We start from the raw sequence: 20,582 nt of genomic DNA, 5'->3' as shown, positions 1-20,582 counted from the left end.
TACAAAATAACTTTCCAAATCGTCTGCTTATCGTTAAAATTCAAAACAAATCGAAAAATTTAAAAATATATTGAATATTATGAGTGCTAAAATTATTGATGGCAGATTAGTTGCAACACAACTTAGAAATGAAATTAAAAATGCTGTAGATTTACGTATTGAACATGATAAACGCCCGCCTGGTCTTGCTGTTATTATTGTTGGCCGTAACCCTGCTAGTGAAATCTATGTTAAAAATAAGCGTAAAGCATGCAAAGATGTTGGCTTTAAATCTATTAATCATGATTTAAATGAGTCAGTTTCTGAAACTGAATTACTTGAACTTATTGAGCAATTAAATAATGATGCTAGCGTTGATGGTATACTAGTGCAACTACCACTGCCAGAGCATATTGATAATACAAAGATTATCGAAGCAATACGCCCAGATAAAGATGTTGATGGATTCCATCCTTATAATATTGGCAGATTGATGACTAGAAACCCATTATTAAGGCCTTGCACACCGAAAGGTATTATGACATTACTCGATAGAACTGTTCATGATATTAGAGGATTGCATGCTGTTGTTGTTGGTGCCTCTAATATTGTTGGGCGACCAATGGTAATGGAATTATTACAAGCAGGCTGTACTGTCACTGATTGCCACCGCTTTACTGAAAATTTACCTTTTCATACTCTTCAAGCTGACATTCTTGTCACAGCTGTTGGAAAGCCAAAATTTATTCAAGGTGATTGGATTAAAAAAGGCGCAATTGTTATTGATGTTGGTATTAATCGAGTTGCTGATGGTCATTTAGTTGGTGATGTTGATTTTGATACTGCAAAAGATCGTGCTTCTTGGATAACACCTGTTCCAGGTGGTGTAGGTCCTATGACTATTGCATCTTTACTTGATAATACACTTTATGCCGCATCAAAACTACATACTAAAACCAATTAAACTTTATTATGTCAGCTAATAAAACTTTTAGTGACGCTATTATTCATTGGCAGAAACAAGAAGGACGCCATGATTTACCATGGCAGAAAAATATTACGCCTTATCGTGTTTGGCTTTCTGAAACCATGTTACAACAAACACAAGTTAAAACAGTAACTCCCTACTTTAATAGTTTTATTGAACAATTTCCAAATATTACTGACTTAGCATACGCTTCTGATGAAATAGTAATGAAACTATGGGCTGGTTTAGGCTATTACTCAAGAGCTAGAAACTTACATAAAACTGCCAAAATAATTTCCAATCAATATAATGCGCAGTTTCCTGACCAATTTGAGAATATTATTCAATTGCCAGGTATTGGTCGCTCTACTGCAGGCGCTATTCTATCACTTGGTTTTAATAAAAATTACCCAATATTAGATGGTAATGTAAAACGAGTATTTGCAAGAGTATATGAACTAAAAACACCAATTAATCAAACTAAGTCATTAAAGCAGCTCTGGCAGTATGCTGAAGAGTTAATGCCTCAAAACCATGCTAGCATATACAATCAAGGGTTAATGGATCTTGGTGCTCTGGTATGTACTAAAAATAATCCTAGTTGTCTGATATGCCCTATTAATCAATTCTGTCAATCATTTAAAAATAATAGCCAATTAGACTACCCAAAAAAAGCAATCAAAAAACCCAAACCAATAAAAACACTTAATTTTTTAGTTATAGAAACTGATAACAGCATTGTTTTAAAAAAACGTCCTTCACAAGGCATTTGGGGAGGATTATGGTCATTACCTGATAATAACGACTATCCAAATTTAAGTGATATAGAACCATATAAAATTAGTGAAGATTTCACACATCAATTCACTCATTTCAAACTAGTTTATAATTTCAAATACTATAAAGCTTGTAATATTAAAGATAATGTTTCTGATCAATTTATTAACATAAATGATTTAGGTAAGTATGCATTTCCAAAACCAATTATGACATTTATTGAAAAAGAATATGCGCACAGTCTTAAATAACTTAAAATGATACGACATTTTTTATATTACTCATAGTTTTCAACTCATTTGAAACATTTTCACTATGACGCTGAGTTAAATATTCAATATTGTCTCTTAATAATAAAGTAAATTTAAATAACTCTTCCATAACATCAATAATTCGTTGACGATAATTTGATGGTAACATTAATCCATTATTATCAAATTGCTTATAAGCTTGAGCTATTGAGGATTGATTGGGTATGGTAAACATACGCATCCAGCGCCCTAGAACTCTCATTTGATTAACTGCATTAAAAGATTGCGAACCACCTGAGACTTGCATTAATGCTAAGATTTTTCCTTGCGTTGGTCTAATTGAGTCAATAATTAATGGTAACCAGTCAATCTGATTTTTGAATACTGAACTCATTGCACCATGTACTTCAGGAGAAGACCAAACCATTGCTTCAGACCAATTAACTAACTGGCGCAGCTGTTTAACTTTTTCTGGTAATTGATCTTGATGTTCCTTTGACTGTACAATTGATATGTCAGCCATTGGCAAATCATGCGGATGAAAAAACTTAACTTCAGCACCAAAAAACTTTAAAACACGTGCTGCTTCTTCTGCTGCAAAACGACTGTAGGACTTTTTACGTAATGACCCATATAAAATTAATATTCTTGGCGGATGGTTACTTCTTTTTTTAATGTTATTTCTAATTTCAGTCAGTACATATTCAACATTATGATTAGGTAGATGATTAGATGCCATTATTTGTACTCCTTTATATGTTTAATACCAACACAACAGTTATGGCTAAGATAATTAATAAGATTTTTCATTGCGTTAAAGTTTGCTCTATAAATAATATAACGACCTTTTTTTTCTGAGCTTACAAGATTAGCTTTGTGTAATTTTTCCATATGAAATGTAAGACTACTATGTAAAATATTTAAAAGTTCACTTAATTTTCCAGCAGTAATTCCTTCATCTCCTGCTTGGATTAAAAATTGAAATGCTTCAAGCCTAGCTTCTTGTGATAGTGCGCCTAACTGTAAACAAATTGTATTTATACTCATACTTAACCTCTTAAAAAACAGTTAATGATCAATCGATATTAATATAATTAAACCACAATATGATAATTATTTCAATATTTCATGAAATATTGAAATAATTATTAGCACTAAAACAGAAATTTATAAGCAATTACTCTTACAAATTTTAATATAATGATCTATAAATAATATTAGGTGAATATCAAATGGGAGCTTGGTAAATACTATGTTAGTCAATGGTAAAATAAATACTGCAACACTAATTGAATTAAAGCCTAATGCAGACATGTCAGAAGAATTAACTCAATTTTTAACTAGCGGCGCTAACCTTATTAAAGTAAGTGAACCAGAAACAAAACTTTGGTTTGCACTTAAAAAAGATGATGAATTATTTGCAATTTTAGATCTTTTTCCTGATGAAAAAGCACGTCAATCACACTTTGATGGTGATGTTGCTAAAGCGTTACATGAAAATGCAGAAAAACTAATTATTGATGGTTGGGATAATGGTGTTTTAAAAAATGTTAATCATTTTGAGGTGCTTTCTAGCTGCCTATCCGAAACACTAACTACTGCTACTGAAGCAACTTGCATTATATTAATTGCTAACCCAGGCCATGAGCAAGAACTAACTGACCTTCTAACTAATGCTGCTGAACTAGTTGATCAAACAGAACCAAACACATTATTTTGGAGTGCTTTAAAATTAAATGATCAGATTTATGCCATTTATGATATTTTTGCTGATAACTTAGGTAGAGAAGAGCACTTTAATGGTCAAGTTGCTGCAGCATTAAAAGAAAAAGCTGATGACCTTATTCACGGCGGTTGGGATAATGGTGTCATGCCAAATATTTATAATTATAAAATCTTGGCTATGAGTGAGAATATGTAAAAATTAATATATTAATATTAAAGCAAACATTCAAACTAATCAGCTATTTTAACCTGCATTCCACTAGCTAATTTACTGCCACCAGCTGAGACGATTTGTTCACCTGCTTTTACCCCTGTTTGAATGATAATATTATTTTCACCTACTTGCCTACCAAGCTTAACACTGGTTTTACTAACTTTATTATCTTTTAGCGTAAATACATAGGGCTTTCCATCTTGATAAACAACAGCTTCTGCTGGAACAATAATCACATTGTTTTCAGTTGAAGTAATTAATTCTACATTAACTAAATCACCGGGTAATAATTCTTCTTTTGAATTTGCTAACTGGCCTCGAATTAATAAACTATTAGATTCTTTTTGAATAATATTATCAATTGCCGTTACCTTACCTTTAAATATTGTATTTTGATAAGCATCTAACGTAACTTCAACAGTCTGATCTAATTTAACCTGGCTTTGTAATTTACTTGGCAGTGCAAAATTAACATAAATAGGCTTTAAATTTTGCAATGAAAATAATTCATCCGATGTATTAATATATTGGCCTAATTTTGGATGGACAACACCAAGCTTACCATCAAATGGTGCACGAATAATTTTATCATTTAACTCTGCTAAATAGACTTTTTTCTGTGCTAAGTCTTTATCATAAGTAGCTTGAGCTGTATCTAACTCTTCTTGTGAAACAGCTTTTTTATCATATAGTGTCTGGTTTCGTTGTAAATTTGCTTTATCAAGCTTTGTTTGTGCCGCATTTGACTCTAAACTTGCAATTGTAGAATCAGGATCAATTTCAATTAAAACATCGCCCTTTTTAACATAGTGACCTGAAGTAACATTAACTTTAGTAATTCTACCAGAAGCTGTTGCTTTTAAAATTACACCATTGATCGACTCAACATGACCTAAAGCACTAATTTTATTTGTATAGTCAGATGACTTAACTGTCATTACTGAAACTGTTGGAACTCTCATCTGTTTAGGGGCTGTTTGATTTTCTTTATATAACATCAAAGCGACAATCACAATAAATAAGATAATTGCTATGACTAGTATAGATAGTAACTTCTTACTCATTACTTATAATTCCTTATCTTTTTTTAATTTTGTAAATGATAGATTTTTAACAATACTATAAACCGTTGGCAAAATGATTAAGGTAAAAAACGTACCAAATAACATACCTGCAGCAATTACCATACCCAGCTGATTTCTTGAATTAGCACCAGCACCTGATGCTAATAATAATGGCACACTACCAAAAACCATTGCTAAAGTTGTCATTAATACTGGCTTTAAGCGAATACTTGCAGCTTCAATAATTGCTTCATTAACGCTTGATTGATTCGTTCTTTGATATTGCTTAGCAAAATCAACTAATAATATTCCATGTTTAGTAATCAAACCAATCAACGTAATTAAACCAATTTCCGTATAAATATTTAATGAATAACCACTAAAATAGAGTGCTAATAATGCACTTGTAATCGCTAATGGCACGGTAAACATAATAATTAAAGGATCTTTCAAACTTTCATATTGTGCAGCTAGTACTAAAAAGATAACCAAAAGTGCTGAAACAAATAATAAAGCAATACTGCCTTGTGTTTCAACAAATGAGCGGGTCTCTCCTGCAATATCATATTCCATATTATCTTGTTTATACTGATTAAATAAGCCCTCAAAATAAGTTAATGCTTGCTCAGTACTATAGCCTGAAGCTAATTGTGCCGAAATTGTTGCTGAACGCTGACCTTGAAAGTGCCCCCAAGATGACGAAGTAATTTTATTTTCAAGTGTGACAACTGTTGATAATGGAATGATTTCACCAGAAGATGTTTTCACCGTTAATAAATTAATAATATTCTGATTAGCTCTCTGATTATCATTCACTTGTGGAATAATATAATAAGCATAACCATCTAATACAAACTCATCACTTTGTGGTTCACCAAATGCAACACTTAATGTTTGCGCTATATCATTCATTGATATGCCAAGATAATTAGCCTTTAACTTATTAATTGTAACGACAGTCATTGGCTGATCAATATGCAAATCAACCTGAGTATTCATAATACCAGGGTTATCTCTAGCTTGTTGCATCATTTTACTGACGGTCTCACTTAATTGATTATAACTACCCATTGTTTTAACGACAAACTGGAAGTTAAATGTCCCCTTTGAAATTGGTAATGCTGCTGGTGAGTTCAACATAACATTAACACCTGGAATGCCGCTGATTTTAGGATTTAGACTTTGAATTAACTGATTAGCAGATAAATCGCGTTCTGACCAATCTAATAGTTTAATTATAATTAAAGATGAATACTGCCCCATTGGAAAGCCATTGATGATACTGCTATTATCAATTTGAGTATAATCTTTAAATATTGGCGCTAATCGATCAGTATACTTTTGGGTATATTTTAAAGATGCCGAACTTGGACCTTGTGCCATACCAATAATTGCTCCTTGATCTTCACTTGGCGCAAGCTCACTTTTACCAGACAAAAAGCTTATTGCTAAAATCCCTAATGTTAGAATCAAGAGAATTAAAAATAATATTGTTTTTCTAAAATCAATTATCTCTTTTAATAATGCTTTATATTTAATACTGATAAGATCAAAAAAATGTTCAATTTTTTGAGTTAATTTATTCTCTTTTTTTGTAATAATTTTAGAGCATAACATTGGTGTAAAAAATAAAGCAACAAAACCTGAAATTAATACAGCACCTGCCAAAGTAAATGCAAATTCTTTGAATAATGCACCTGTAATACCTGTATTTAAACCAATTGGAGCAAATACGGCTAATAAAGTAATTGTAATACCAATAACTGCAATAACTAACTCTTTGACACCAATTACAGAAGCAAAAGTAATTTCTTTACCCATTAATACATGTCGATGAATATTTTCCATTACAACAATGGCATCATCTACAACCAAACCAATTGCTAAAACAAAAGCTAATAATGTTAGTAAATTAATACTAAAGCCTAAGAAATACATAATAAGTATTGCACCGGCTAATGATAGTGGAATGGTTGTTAATGGGATAATTGACAATCTAAATGAACCCAAGAACATAACAATAATCAGCATAACAACAATAATAGTAATGACTAATGTTTCGGCAATCTCTTTTAATGACGCATTAATATAAGTTGAACTATCTCTTATTACTTGAACTTTTAGATCACTTGGAAGTTGAATTTTTGCCAATGCTTCTTTCACTAATGCAGCAGAAGTAATTGGATTGGCATCACTTTTATAAGTAATAGCTAAGCCAACCGATGAAATGCCATTGGTATACATCGAAGTAGTTGTATCAGAAGCACCTAGTTTTACATCACTAATATCTTGTAATCGAATAACAGTGTTACCTACCTTTTTAATAACTAGATTTTGAAAGTCTTCAGCTGAATGACTATCTGTTTTTGCATCAATAATTAATACTTGCGAGTTTCTATCAATATCACCAGGGGTTGCCTGAACATTTTCAGTACTTAATGCGTTAGCTACATCAACTGCAGTAATACCATAAGCACGCATTTTATAGACATTTAACCAGACGCGCATCGCATAGGTTCGATTACCCATAATCTGAATTTCGCCAACACCATTAATATTAGATAATACAGGCTCTAAATCCCTCATTAAATAGTCTGTAATCGCACCAGCTGATAATTTTTGACTACTATAACTTAGCATTAAATCTGGAATACTACTGGCATCTGCTTCTTTAATAATTGGATCATTTACACCACTTGGCAGTTGTGATTTAACACTTGAAAGTGATGTTTCAATTTGTGTAACTGCTGTATTTTCATCTGCATTAACATTGAGTGTAATAACTATGGCACTAACACCAGAAGAGCTTGAAGAAGTCATATAATCTACCCCATCAATACCTTGTAATGCCGTTTCAATTGGTGTTGTTACCATCGCTTCCATTGTATCAGCATTTGCACCTGGATATGTGGTACGAATCATAATCGTACTACCACTAATATTTGGATACTGTCTTAGCTCTATCTTTTCATATGCAAAAATGCCTGCTAATAATAGTAAAATAAAAATAGAACAGGTAAAAATTGGTCGTTTAATAAAAAATTCTGTCATAGTCCTTATTCATTCAAATAAAATACTTTTACCAAAAAGTAATTTACCATGAGCAATGCTATGAAGCTATAGTGTATATTTATTTATCAAAAATCAGAATTTTATGATGATACTTATCACTATTAAGAATGAACACTTAACTCTAAAGCTGCTTTTGCATCGACATACCATACTAAATGACCATTAATTGGTTTAACATTTGCAGCTGGATAAATAAGTGACGTTTCACTACCTGAGAAAATTGTCTTTAGCATCTCTGCTTTAGATGCTCCTGTGACAATGAAAGTAATCTGTTTAGCATAATTAAGTACTGGCAACGTCAAAGTAACACGGAGCTGACCTGTTTGTGGATGATTGGCTACTGTAACCCAATTTTGATCAGAAGATATAAAATATTCAGGAAATAGTGATGCAGTATGTCCATCATCACCCATGCCTAACCAAATTAAATCAAATACAGGAATATTGTGATCATAATGGTTAATATGTGATTTTATTTCATGAATATATTCGATTGCAGCCTGTGGTGGTGGTAATTCACCCTTCACCCTATGAATTTGATCTTCTGCTATATCAAGATGTGATAATAATAGTTTTTTTGCTTGGCCATAATTACTTTCAGAATTATCCTCAGGGACACAACGCTCATCTACCCACCAAAAATGAATTTTTTCCCAATTAATTTTTTCTAGGTTAGCGGGTTCTGCTAAAGCTTTAAAAATTTCCTTTGGTGTACTTCCACCTGATAGCGCCCAATGAATAACTGCTTTAGTATCATCTAAAGTTAATTTAACTAAGTCATCAACTGTTTGTTGAATTAATCTATGCGTTGTCTCAAAGATTTTAAGTGATTTTTCCATTTTAGTTTTCCTTTATTTTAAATAGAATTATTCAATATCACATACATTACTATCATCAAGGTTTGTGCATGCTCTACGCCATTTATGACCAAGTTCTTTTAGCATTGCCTCAGCTTCTTTTGGTCCCCATTTTCCAGCTTCATATAAATAAGGTTTGGTTTGTGACTGTCCATGGAAATATTCGATAATTGGATCCATAATTTTCCAACATGCTTCAACTGCATCATTTCGTGCAAATAGTGTACTATCTCCATATAAACAGTCCAAAACTAAACGTTCATAAGCCGGTGGTATACTACTTTTTGAAAAATCGCGATATAAAAAGTTCATATCAACTTCATGTGTGTGAAAACCTACACCTGGTTCTTTTGCCGCAAATGTAAGTTTAATACCTTCATTGGGTTGTATACGAATGACCAGTCGATTTTTATAACTATCTTCTTTTTGAATTTTAGAAAAAAATGGATGGGACGTTGATTTAAAATTAACAACAACTTCAGAGACACGTCGAGTCATTGCTTTACCAGTCATGACATAAAATGGAATTGAATTCCAACGCCAATTATCAATATAAAAACGAATTGCTGCAAATGTTTCAGTATTTGAGTCTGCTGCAACACCCTCTTCATCTAGATAGCTGTGTACTTTTTTACCATCTTTATAACCATTCGTATACTGACCAACGACAACATTTTTTGTAATATCATCAACACTTTGATATTCTCTTACTGATTGGAATACTTTAAGTATTTCGTTACGAATACCGACAGCATCCATTTTAGCAGGCGGCTCCATTGCAACTAAGCCTAGTAATTGTAATAAATGATTTTGAATCATATCTCGCATAGCGCCACTTTGATCATAATAACCACCACGGTCATCAATACCATTTTTCTCTGCAGCATATATTTGAATATTATCAATATATTCTGAACGCCATAATGGTTCAAAAATTGAATTAGCAAAACGAAAAACCAATAAGTTTTGTACTGTTTCTTTGCCCAAATAATGATCAATGCGATAAATCTGAGTTTCATCATAAAATTCAAGTAAATAATGATTTAACTCAGCAGCTGATTTTTCATCATGACCAAAAGGTTTTTCAACAATTAAGCGCTTAAATCCATCATTTTGATTATTTAAATCAAGGTCAGCTAAAGTTTTTGGGATAAGTGAATATAATTTTGGTGGTGTGGCTAAGTAAAATAATATGTTATTTTCTTTTAAATGGTATTGTTCATTTAAAGTTTTAAGACGTTCTTTTAATATAATATAATTCTCTGGATTGCCCGTATCAAGAGATTGATAATGAATTCTTTCTATAAATTTTTTAATCTTATTTTCTTGATCTGGATATGATTTTATTAACCATTGATAGGCAAATTCCTGGTATGTTTGATCATCATACTTTGTTCTTGAAACACCTAATATACATTGATCATCTGGTAAAAATCCTTGGGAATAAAGACTAAAAATTGCAGGCATTAATTTATGAGAAGTTAAATCTCCAGATGCACCAAAAATAGTGATTATATGGCCTTTGACTTGTTTCATTGGCTATTTGAATCCTTTTAATACTGATGCTAGCTATTCTCTACTAGAAAATAATCCTATTCAAGCTTTATTGAAGCATATTTATTGCTAATTATTTTTAACTATTTTAATTTTTCAGTTAATTAACCACACATAATATATTATGTTAAATTTATCTATACTTTTGAAATAAAAAATAACAACTTAATAATTGATTATTGCGCATTTAATTATATAATATTTTATTATAAACTTATAAAAATTTATTGATTATTATGCCTAGAATAAAAAGACCCAATTTTACAGCTGAACAAAAAAGGTTATTTAAAACAAAGCTAGAAGATTATAATGGCCAAGGTCTTACACATAATTGCCATCGTATCTCTTATGCTCGTATTCGCGATAAAATTTTTGAATTTGTTGATGGTAAAATAGATGAAAATTATTTATTAAATGAATTTATTCAAAAGCAGTTATATCCAAGAGGTATTTCGTCGAAGAAAATAAATCAGATTATTAATTTGATTAATAATGTATTAAATGAAAAGCCAAGAGCAATTAATAACCTTGTTAAAGAGTTAAATTCATCAGATCAAAATTTGCGACCAGGGGCTGCAAAACCAAATATGTCTATTAAACAAAAAGATGACTATCATGTTACTGAAAATAAACGAAAGCGTCATGATGATAATAAATCCTCTCCAATAAGTAATAAAAAATCAAAGATACTAGATTCCAACAATACTACTTATTCTTTTACGCCAGATAGTAAAAGGGTTATGGCGCATGCAACACCATCTAAAGATAGACTACCATTAACTAGTGATGAACAATTCTTAAAAACATCTAGTATTGATAATAATGGAAAGCCTTTTAATAGTATACCTGTTGAATTATTTACTCCTGAATCAAACAAACTTCTAAAACGAATTAAAAAAGAGCCTATATCTCCTTATAAACCACCCAAACAAAATTTAATAGAACCTTCAAGTATATTTCATGACCAAGAAAACAAAGAAAATATTCATACATTAAGATCTGGAAAAATCATAAGTAAGTTTTAACTGATTATTTTAAAATATTTATATTGAATAAATTTAGTTAGGCTAAATTCTTATTTTTGTAAATAAAATGAAACAAGGTCAAAGAAAATAGAATCATTAATGTATTATATATCATCCAAAATACTACGGAACTAAAATTATAATCCCATTGATAATCCAACAATAAATAATAAAAATTAAGTACAATTGAAATAATACCAACACTATAAATCACTAGTTTATCAAAAAGGTTTATTCTTAATGCTCGAAACAAGAAAAAAATATAAATGCAATACGTTTGCTCTACAACATTAAATAATAGCATGCCTGTTTCAACTAGATCATGTGGATTAGCTATATAATATAGGATATTACTATAGAGTGCATAAGTATTAAAAACTGCCATAATTATGGCAAAACAGATCAAAAAATTTTTCTGAACAATTGTCATATTTGCTATATCCTACAAGTAATTAAGTTTAATTAATCCATATTTTTGTATAAATAAAGCTTAATTATAAATAATAATATACTTAATGTCATTCAATTTATTATTTCATAATATACTTGACAGGATATCAATTAACTAATTAACACCATGGCAAACTACAGCAAGCACTATAGTTGTTATTACTTTGCTCTTGAAGAAATATTTTTTCTGCATTTCTGATTATTCTTTTCTCTTTGGGTTTCTTGATGTATTGAAGTTTATATTTCCTATACTCAGATGATTCTTGTAGAAACTGATCATCAACCCCACCTTTACAAAAGTGTTTAAATAATGCTTTTTTGACCTCTGGTTTTAAATCATTAAAGCTTAAAATTTCTAGATTGCTTGATTGTACATTATTACCAGGGTTGACATTAGCACGCTTTTTACTGAATGATTTCATTGCTTCTTTATCAAACATAAAGTAATTTTTTTGATCATTTGTTACAAAGCAAATATTATCTAATGAGTCAAATGACTCATAATCTATTAAACAAGCAGCCACAGCTTGATTTGCATTATTTTCTAATTCTTTATAATGAAAGTTCATTCTATTACTCCTATTTTTAAATTAATATAAACAAGAACAATATAATCACACTTTAATTTTTGTTAAATTAATAAATTAAGCTCGATGAAATAAATAAAAATATATTAGTAATATAAACAATTTTGCCTGATTATTTATTGATTTATAATCCAAGTATAAAGATGTTAAAACTTAATAAGTGTTAGATAAAAAAATAATATGGATCTTACTATATTCATTTCTGAAGATGTAATAATTAAATTATAAAGTAAATTCTTTATTATTGTTGGCCACATAATCAGAATAACTAAATATACCTTTTGGTAAACTGCTACCTCTGACTGCCTGTTGTATAGTAGTTTCATCTATTCTTAAATCTAACTGATTTCTTAAATCTATAATACTGTCTTTTATATCGCTATAACTATTTGCAAGAAAACCTAGCGAACGAAAACCAATACGTTTATGACTAACTAAACGCTCAAACTGTAACAAGCATTTTTGTAAATCTTCTCTTGATAAGTTTGGATCTTCACAACTATTTTTTAAATGTGCAATTGCTTTAAATTTTTCTTTAGTTTGATCATTATTAACTAGTGTCTTATCAATTAATTTAATTAACTCTAATTGAATATTAATTAATTTTAGATCATGGCTATTTTCTGTGACTGAACAGTCTATCTCATTTAAGTCAATATCTAACAAGTTACATTCATCTGCTAGAGGAAATGTGTCCATTTGATCAAAATTTAAAAGTATATGCTTAGCGCCTTGTTCTACTAACCATTTATTAACTAACTGATTATCCTCTGTAATAAAGTCAGCCTCTTCATTAACTTCGATTGTTTGACCAAGATCTATATTTTGACTAGCAAAATATTTTATGAATGTATAATGGAACCAATTTTTAATCTTCAATGGGTCATGCTCTAAATCAAAGCTTTTTTTCGCCTTTTGCCAACAACTTCCACCTAGGCAATAAGACAGATAAGCAGTTTCAATATTACCAAATCTAGCAATTGTCCCCTTACTATCCCTTTGAGAAAAATACTCTTGAGTCATTAATGCTTTACTTAATAATAGGTTAGGATCAGAAGGTTTAATAAACCAGCCACCAAATAACTCTGGAGCAATACCTTTAAATGGAAACCATGTACCAGGCATATTAGAGTTATTTCCAGTTGATCTATAGAATGCATAGCCATTTATAACAATTATATCTCTATCGCCTTCTTTACTTCTATGTGTAATTTTACTAACTGGCATATGCAACCCCTTTATCAAATTAAAAATTAATAAATGAATATAACCAGACTATATCTAATTATTTTATATTAAAACAAAATAATCAAAAGCAATGAAACATAATTAGACTATAATAACCAATCTTATAAATAACATACTGCTTTATTAGTATAATTTATCCATATATAAAAAATTGATTTAATTAGATTATTTTAAGTCAAAATATTTGTCATACAACCTAAACTGAACTAATTTTTTTAGTAACAATTAAAGATTCAATAACAATAGAAAATAACTCAACAATCTATTTTCATTTCTAAATTACTTTCTTTCTCAGTTGTATAGATACTTTTTAAAACTGTTGAAGGCTATTCATAAAATTTTTATGTTTCAACTTTTCTAGCTATAATAAAGCAAATCAAATAACTCTTAACCAAATTACTATATAACTTAAATAATGCTAGTTTTTTTCAGTAACGTTCAAAGCTCTTTTTTTGTTAAATGAGATTAAATTACTAACTATTAGTAAGGAAAACTACTATGCCAACTCAAAAGAAAAAAATTTATGTAGAAATGGGGGAATTCAAAATGGCTCAATTAGATAAAGCCCAGCTTGAAACTGATGAGTTATCCTCTTGCTATGTATTATGTCTTTATAATGAAAAAAATGGCATTGGTGGCCTTTTTCATGTTCCTAGCTTTCCTGTTAATTTAAAATCAATGCCAAGAACTACTAGAAGTGAAGCACAAGCATGGTTAATTCAACAAATTCCTACTGAGACTATGCTTCAAATGCAACAAATGTTTAAAGAAGTAAACCCAACTAAAATTCGTTTTGTTGATGGTGGTTATGCTAATCAAGATTCCATGTTTCTGGGTGATGATGAGCTTAAATTATCATTAAAAGGACAAAGAGCTGCTACGAATGCATTTTTACAAACTTTATGGAGTCCATCAAAAGGTAATTATCAAGAAAATATATTAGTTGTTGGTAGTTCTAACATGGCTGTGATGACGCATAATAAAAATGGGGATTTATTAGTCAGTGCAACACCAATTAATGAATATGACAGCCAATTTGCAGAATCACCGGATACATCGACTAAATCACCATTACTACCTAATTTTAAAGAAAATCAACAACAAACTAAAAGTAATACAGGTAGTTGTTGTCAATTATTGTAGATGGATATTAAAAATTATTTCATAGTAATTGCCAAGCCATTAAAAATTCTTCGTCCCTTTTGATCTAATCCTTCACCTGCATTGGTTATTTTTTTACAATCACTACCATTTTTACAAGTAATCATTGCAGTTGAACCACCTCTATCTAATGCCATCATAGAAATGACATTATAATCTAATTCTAATTGCTTTTTTTCTAAACCACTAACATTAACTTTTCCAGAAAGTAATTCATTTATCAAGTTAGCAAGTTCAAAGCTAAACATCCCATTTTGCCAATTATTGCCATCAACAGAAAAGAAAACAATTTTTCGATCATTATGATTATGTTTATTAGATACAATAGCTAAACCTGGATTGGCCGAATATTGGAAAGTACCTGGAATATCCTGCCATTGTAATTGATAAGCACCCTGTTGCATTAACATTGGCCCTGCACCTAATGCTTGAATAATATTAGGGGATGTTTTTTCTTCACCAACTGACATGTTTTTAATTTCAATAATCTTATGATTATTTATATCTCTGGAAATAACAAATGTTGCCCTTTGTGGACTTGAAATTTGTAGCGTGGAAATGCCAAAGCCATTAACTTCGTTTAATGCATAAGTTGCACAATTACTTGCATAAACTTTCGAATCTATAATTGTTAAGCCATCACCAATCATCTTAGTATTAAGCTTTATATTACTACCACGGCTACTTAAGATTATTTGATCAAAACTTTTCCAAATACAATTCATATCATAAAAAACTCCAGTTGGACTGTAACGATAAAAGTAGCTACCATTAATTACAGCATAGGCTTTATGCTTTGGATTTTGTTGGTTATATACGTTCGTCATTTGAAGTAATGATTGTTGACAATAAGGATACTTTGAACAATCAAAAGACTTATCTTTAAAATTATAATTACCATATTTTGCAATGACTGGTTTTACCGTAACATCATTTACATTAGCAATAACAAAATGAAGTTTAATATTATTAATGTTTGGTTTTTCTTTAAACATTAACTGTAGCAGTTTATTTAAGTTTGCTTTATTTGGCCACTGCCCATTACAAATGACCTGATATTGAGTCACATTTTTATTATCTAGTAACTCTTTGCCATTAGGTGCTAATTTACAAATCCATTGATAGTTATAACCTGCAAATTGATTTAGTTGCTTATTAATTAAGTGATTTAACTTTTGACGATACACTAAGCTATTTTTATTTTTAGGCAATGCTTGTAATTGTTTTTGATCAATTGAATGGATAAATGAATTTAATGCTATTGTTTGATCTAGTTGTGGTTTAACTTCATTAACTGCTGCTATAACCACATTTGTAAGCATTAAAAATAAACAACATCCATAAATTAATTTTTTTTGTAATTGAAACATCATAAATTCCTTTTTCTTAATAAAGATTTAAATTTTACTCGGCTGAGATAATGATTCAATAACATTTATTTAAAAACCCTCATTGATTCAACCATAGATATTCATTTTTTACTAGATAGATGGTAGTGTTTTTCATAGAAATATTTATAAAATTATTTATGATATATTTATTAGGTGAAAAATGTTATCTAGCTTGTAATAATAGCTAGTTATTGATTTTTTTATTATGGCGCTATGATTATCAATTTAATGGTAAGCATAAAACTAGCTCTTTTGTGTAATCCATTAATTAATCTCATAATCTGAATTACAATCAGCTTATGGTTTTTAAAATTAACTAGATTGATAAGGTAATAGAATAGATAGGATATATTAGTGATCAGGTGTAGTAGTAACTTCATTTTCTGAAGTTTGAGGGTGTTCACAAAATATTGGTGCCGGATCGATATATTGTCTTCTTCTAGTTTGGGGATGGCCTAAATCTAAATTTTCAACTGAACTTTCTTTTCTTTTTCTTGTTTCACTTAGACTATTTTCCAACTTTTTAATAACATCGATATGATGTGGCTCACGAGTATAAACGTCATCAGGTAAATCACCTTCATACTGACAATCATTTTTATGAATTTTTTGGGTAATAATTTTAGCTTCATCTTGACTTAAAGTAAGTTTATGATGATTCGTCCATGTACCTCTTACTTTATGTTTTCCCCACTCTGTATCTACAGATGAATAATATTCATCTGTAGATAGTTCTTTAAAATCTTTATCCCAATTATCAAGTCGAAAGTATACATGTTTATTTGAATCAACCTTAGCATGAATATATAAATAGGCATGATCAACATCAGCTACCATAAGTCTAATTTTATATTCAACTTTACCATTCAATTTGCATCGTAATTTATATGCTAGAACTTTAACATGTTCCTCACAAAAACCGCCACCAAATAATTCTATATTATAAGATAATGACCTTGGTGAAAGTTGAAGTAGCTTGTCTCGCTCATAATCTAAAAAAACATTGTTAACTGACTCACTGTACTGCCTATAATGTTTTTCTTGATTAAATTGCTTTAATGACTTAATTTCATTAAAAACATCTATAAATGTTAATATTAGTTCATTATGTGTCATATTATTAAAATTAAATAATTATTCATCAATATAAGAAATATAAATTAAATTTTTGAATTTTATAAAAATATTTTAAAATTATTGAAATATAATTAGCTGTATTTATTATTTAAGTATCTTATTGTTAAAAATAAAAATCTTTTATTGGAAGTAACATAAATTTTTTGGATAACTTAAATAAAAAATTTATAAAGCAAACTTTTTATACTCTTTTTTCTTTTTAATTTCTTTATTATCGACAATACGCTATTCACCTTAGTTCCATCAAAATTTGGCTCTACGTCATAAAGAGGGACACTTGAAATTACTTAACCTAAGCTAAAAAATATGAAAAACATAGCGGATAGAAGTATCAAGTGCCTAAATTTGATAATAGATTATTTTTGCCTGGTTTTAAAGTCCTAAAATCAGTTTGCGCAAACCCCTTAATTATGCATATTGCTAAAGTAAAAGCTCGAGATTTATGGCATTTAACTAATAGAGTAGCTAGAAAGGTATTAGCTCATACATTAGCCATTGCTATTAACAAGCTAAAGGGTAATTCACCATTACAGTTTGAAAAATTAGGGATTGCATGAAAATTAGTCGAACATCACGTTATATATTATAAAATTACACAGTGACTTTCTTGAGCCATTGATTTGAAGTCCGTTTTTGTTTTTTCCCAAAAGGGGAAAATATTGCTTGTACTAGACCAATCACTGGTATTGTCTAAAACTGTTCCTGCATATTTTATATCAAACTTGTCTGAAGACTTTGACGATTGTTCAAAACCAAGAGTTTTTATTTCAATACCAGTTTTTTCAATCAGGGTTTTCATTCCTGGAGTATGATCGTATCCAACAACCACTAAACTACATTTTGATTCTGAATGTTGCTCAGAAATTATTTTTGATGCAGTAGAATCTAAATCTTTTACCCTAGATGGTTGTATAATTTCTCTTCTATAGATCTCCATAATATCACCTAAACTAGAATCTGTATCTAAGACCTCAGAGTAGCCTGGATTCTTATTAATAATTTCTTTAAGCATTTCATTTTTAGATAAGTATAAATCTGCTCTAGTTCTATTAGTTTCTAAGCCTAGAATATTAAAACCATACTGTTTTAATCTATCATGCCAAATTAAGGTTTGAGCATCTGGGCCATCTTCTAATCTTGGCCTGACTTTAATTAATTCTTCTGGATTATGAGGAATACCTTCTAAAAAAATAGTTATTTGATCAGGTGAAACATCATTATTTTTGACCATATCATAAATAAGTTTTTTCCCAAGCATACCTTTTAGTTGATGATGTAATTCACCAGCAATAATTACACCACTTGATTTATTAAGTACTGCTTTTAACTCAATTTCAGATTTTATTTCTTCCATAATGCAACCATATGTGTTTTTAAATATACAACAATACATTTATATGCGTTAATCTTAAACTAAGATATATTCTAAAAATATCAGTTGTTAAGTATAGTAAAATTATTTATCTATGGCTTGAATTACCGGCTCTACGTCATAAAGAAGGACACTTGAAATTAATACAAAGAAATTGCCATTTTGGATCACTCGATGTGGCTCTATTACCCCATAGTCTCCAGCCATTTTGTCTAATCAATACATTAATGTTTTGCTCGTTTAATAGATTGGCTCTGCTATTATCTTGTAAACTGTATTCAATCGCTCTAGCTGTACCTGTAATGCCATTTAACTCATGGTTAGATGGACTATAATGCCAGCCATAATCATTATCTATTTTTGCAATTAATCCCGCTATAGCTGGGCTAGATGGTAAGTATGTTTTACACCATTTTTTAATACTTCAACTTGTGGGTCGATTACATAAACTCTAGGACTACCAAAATTACCTGCATAGGTTTGAGCTGCTGCATCGGTTGTTGATGGTGCTTCAGCAATAATAACTGCTGTTAATGTTTCAGCAATACCTAATAACTCTGCAACAATACCTGTTTCTGTGGTAAATGATGGTACAGTTAATAATCTCGGTTTTACACCTAATTTACTTTCAGCATCTAATAAAGCGTGTACACCTGTTCTTTGTTTTATTTCAGTATCAACACCTCCTTGGATATTTGCTAATTGTGTCGCAGCATCATCTGATGCCTCAACTCTAATTACAACGATAATTGCACCTATTTGATCAAAGATTAAATCAATGGCATCTAGCAATGTACCTTTAGTACCTAACTTAGCTGCTTCAGTTCAATTAACGACCATCACAAGCTCATTGATAGGAAATTGATCGCTGTCTGCTTCATCAGCTGTGCCAACTAAACCTATTACTGAACTTCTAACTGTTTGAATTGGACGCGAGCCAGAATCTAGCTCTATAACTTCAACACCATGAAAAAATCCACTCATACCTAACACCTTTTTTCTTGTTGCTAACTATTATTATCAGCTAATTTAAGATGTTTGGATGGGTAAACTAATCGACGTTAATTATACAGAGTAAACCAAATATCACATAACTGAGAGAATATTGATCATAATTTGATTTATTTAATAACGTCACTTTCAGTGCTCTTAACAATATAACATTTTTCGTCTACCAAATGATGTCGAGCGCTTTGTTTTAGTATTCCTGTAACAAGTAAAGTGTACCCAGGCTTAATTGGTTTGTAACATGTAGGGTCAATAAATTTATGTAATCTTGGACTACCCCCATCACAGAGAAAAACTTGAAGGCTTACGTTTCGAATGCTTTCAAGTGTTGTTGTCCCTAAATGACACGACTTTGATCCACGAGGAACGTCACTAAATGAGTATTCTGTTGCAACCCCCATAAGTTCTCCCGCACTAACAAAAAGACATACACCTTCCCTCTGTATTAGATTCCGAACACATGATTCTTTAGATGATTTTAAAGAGTCTGCCCAAACAACCGATGTTGTTATATAGCCAATTACTAATAACACTAATAACTTTTTCATAATTTTTCCCTATATCTTATTCAGAAAATCGCATATTTAACAGAACCATCAGACTGAGTTAAAGTATGCGTAAACAGATTTAAACTCATCGCTATTTTTATTAATTGGATCTAATAACACTTCATAATTAATTCAAAAAATTAACACACTTTAATTATAGAGTTCCGATCCAAATTTGACAAATTAACTCAACTT

At 30.2% G+C, this 20,582-nt stretch carries 21 protein-coding genes; 6 read left to right on the top strand and 15 right to left on the bottom strand.

The window, feature by feature from the left end; genetic code table 11:
- Window positions 1-79: 79 nt before the first annotated feature.
- Window positions 80-943 carry a bifunctional methylenetetrahydrofolate dehydrogenase/methenyltetrahydrofolate cyclohydrolase FolD gene (gene folD, locus KFE69_07385; protein ID UTW43902.1) on the top strand — a complete coding sequence of 288 codons (864 nt, stop codon included), beginning with the start codon at window positions 80-82 and terminating at the stop codon, window positions 941-943.
- Window positions 944-951: 8 nt separating this feature from the next.
- Complete coding sequence (gene mutY, locus KFE69_07380; protein UTW43901.1) at window positions 952-1,974, top strand: A/G-specific adenine glycosylase; 1,023 nt, start codon at window positions 952-954, stop codon at window positions 1,972-1,974.
- A gap of 1 nt (window position 1,975) precedes the next feature.
- On the opposite strand, the gene arsH is transcribed toward mutY, so the two are convergent.
- Window positions 1,976-2,713: an arsenical resistance protein ArsH gene (arsH, locus tag KFE69_07375; protein ID UTW43900.1), complete on the bottom strand. Its 738-nt coding sequence runs from the start codon at window positions 2,711-2,713 to the stop codon at window positions 1,976-1,978.
- Entirely contained in the window at window positions 2,713-3,021 is a 309-nt protein-coding gene (locus tag KFE69_07370; protein UTW43899.1) for a helix-turn-helix transcriptional regulator, read from the bottom strand. Before KFE69_07370 ends, arsH begins: the two co-directional genes overlap by 1 nt.
- A gap of 265 nt (window positions 3,022-3,286) precedes the next feature.
- Between KFE69_07370 and KFE69_07365 the strand changes: the two genes are divergently transcribed.
- On the top strand, window positions 3,287-3,895 hold the full coding sequence (locus tag KFE69_07365) for a hypothetical protein (protein UTW44032.1): 609 nt from the start codon (window positions 3,287-3,289) through the stop codon (window positions 3,893-3,895).
- Between the two features lie 35 nt (window positions 3,896-3,930).
- Here KFE69_07365 and KFE69_07360 read toward each other — a convergent pair whose 3' ends face one another.
- The 4 genes from KFE69_07360 to zwf form a co-directional block, all read right to left on the bottom strand.
- Window positions 3,931-4,977 carry an efflux RND transporter periplasmic adaptor subunit gene (locus tag KFE69_07360; GenBank protein ID UTW43898.1) on the bottom strand — a complete coding sequence of 349 codons (1,047 nt, stop codon included), beginning with the start codon at window positions 4,975-4,977 and terminating at the stop codon, window positions 3,931-3,933.
- 3 nt (window positions 4,978-4,980) lie between these two features.
- A complete protein-coding gene (locus KFE69_07355; protein UTW43897.1) occupies window positions 4,981-8,028 on the bottom strand; it encodes an efflux RND transporter permease subunit in 3,048 nt (1,015 codons plus the stop codon).
- A gap of 122 nt (window positions 8,029-8,150) precedes the next feature.
- Window positions 8,151-8,888: a 6-phosphogluconolactonase gene (gene pgl / locus KFE69_07350; GenBank protein UTW43896.1), complete on the bottom strand. Its 738-nt coding sequence runs from the start codon at window positions 8,886-8,888 to the stop codon at window positions 8,151-8,153.
- Window positions 8,889-8,915: 27 nt separating this feature from the next.
- A complete protein-coding gene (gene zwf, locus KFE69_07345; GenBank protein UTW43895.1) occupies window positions 8,916-10,442 on the bottom strand; it encodes a glucose-6-phosphate dehydrogenase in 1,527 nt (508 codons plus the stop codon).
- Between the two features lie 254 nt (window positions 10,443-10,696).
- On the opposite strand from zwf, the gene KFE69_07340 reads away from it, so the two are divergent.
- The gene (locus KFE69_07340; GenBank protein ID UTW43894.1) at window positions 10,697-11,485 is read left to right on the top strand and encodes a hypothetical protein; all 789 of its coding nucleotides are present in this window, start codon (window positions 10,697-10,699) and stop codon (window positions 11,483-11,485) included.
- Window positions 11,486-12,054: 569 nt separating this feature from the next.
- Here KFE69_07340 and KFE69_07335 read toward each other — a convergent pair.
- Both KFE69_07335 and KFE69_07330 read right to left on the bottom strand, forming a co-directional pair.
- Window positions 12,055-12,504, bottom strand: a complete 450-nt coding sequence (locus KFE69_07335) for a hypothetical protein (protein UTW43893.1) — start codon at window positions 12,502-12,504, stop codon at window positions 12,055-12,057.
- A 240-nt stretch (window positions 12,505-12,744) separates the two neighbouring features.
- Window positions 12,745-13,749 carry a hypothetical protein gene (locus tag KFE69_07330; GenBank protein ID UTW43892.1) on the bottom strand — a complete coding sequence of 335 codons (1,005 nt, stop codon included), beginning with the start codon at window positions 13,747-13,749 and terminating at the stop codon, window positions 12,745-12,747.
- Between the two features lie 519 nt (window positions 13,750-14,268).
- Here KFE69_07330 and KFE69_07325 point away from each other — a divergent pair.
- Window positions 14,269-14,913: a hypothetical protein gene (locus KFE69_07325; GenBank protein ID UTW43891.1), complete on the top strand. Its 645-nt coding sequence runs from the start codon at window positions 14,269-14,271 to the stop codon at window positions 14,911-14,913.
- Window positions 14,914-14,927: 14 nt separating this feature from the next.
- Here the strand turns inward: KFE69_07325 and KFE69_07320 are convergent, their stop codons facing one another.
- Window positions 14,928-16,301, bottom strand: a complete 1,374-nt coding sequence (locus KFE69_07320) for a phosphodiester glycosidase family protein (GenBank protein UTW43890.1) — start codon at window positions 16,299-16,301, stop codon at window positions 14,928-14,930.
- 372 nt (window positions 16,302-16,673) lie between these two features.
- Window positions 16,674-17,438, bottom strand: a complete 765-nt coding sequence (locus KFE69_07315; GenBank protein ID UTW43889.1) for a hypothetical protein — start codon at window positions 17,436-17,438, stop codon at window positions 16,674-16,676.
- Window positions 17,439-17,794: 356 nt separating this feature from the next.
- Between KFE69_07315 and KFE69_07310 the strand changes: the two genes are divergently transcribed.
- Window positions 17,795-18,016 carry a hypothetical protein gene (locus tag KFE69_07310; protein ID UTW43888.1) on the top strand — a complete coding sequence of 74 codons (222 nt, stop codon included), beginning with the start codon at window positions 17,795-17,797 and terminating at the stop codon, window positions 18,014-18,016.
- 26 nt (window positions 18,017-18,042) lie between these two features.
- Here the strand turns inward: KFE69_07310 and KFE69_07305 are convergent, their stop codons facing one another.
- The 5 genes from KFE69_07305 to KFE69_07285 all read right to left on the bottom strand — a co-directional run bounded on the left by KFE69_07305 (window position 18,043) and on the right by KFE69_07285 (window position 20,387).
- Window positions 18,043-18,813 (bottom strand): hypothetical protein, encoded by a 771-nt coding sequence (locus KFE69_07305; GenBank protein ID UTW43887.1) that lies wholly within the window; start codon window positions 18,811-18,813, stop codon window positions 18,043-18,045.
- A 136-nt stretch (window positions 18,814-18,949) separates the two neighbouring features.
- The gene (locus KFE69_07300) at window positions 18,950-19,252 is read right to left on the bottom strand and encodes a phage tail sheath family protein (protein UTW44031.1); all 303 of its coding nucleotides are present in this window, start codon (window positions 19,250-19,252) and stop codon (window positions 18,950-18,952) included.
- Window positions 19,207-19,623: a hypothetical protein gene (locus KFE69_07295; protein UTW43886.1), complete on the bottom strand. Its 417-nt coding sequence runs from the start codon at window positions 19,621-19,623 to the stop codon at window positions 19,207-19,209. The genes KFE69_07300 and KFE69_07295 overlap by 46 nt, the downstream gene beginning before the upstream one ends.
- Window positions 19,624-19,656: 33 nt before the next feature.
- On the bottom strand, window positions 19,657-19,815 hold the full coding sequence (locus tag KFE69_07290; protein ID UTW43885.1) for a hypothetical protein: 159 nt from the start codon (window positions 19,813-19,815) through the stop codon (window positions 19,657-19,659).
- A gap of 137 nt (window positions 19,816-19,952) precedes the next feature.
- Window positions 19,953-20,387, bottom strand: a complete 435-nt coding sequence (locus KFE69_07285) for a hypothetical protein (protein ID UTW43884.1) — start codon at window positions 20,385-20,387, stop codon at window positions 19,953-19,955.
- Between the last annotated feature and the right edge of the window lie 195 nt (window positions 20,388-20,582).

It is taken from the genome of bacterium SCSIO 12844 (assembly GCA_024397935.1).
Classification (GTDB): Bacteria; Pseudomonadota; Gammaproteobacteria; order Francisellales; family Francisellaceae; genus M0027.
Note: the sequence above shows the minus strand (reverse complement) of the source record. Positions and strands in the feature narration are given on the sequence as shown.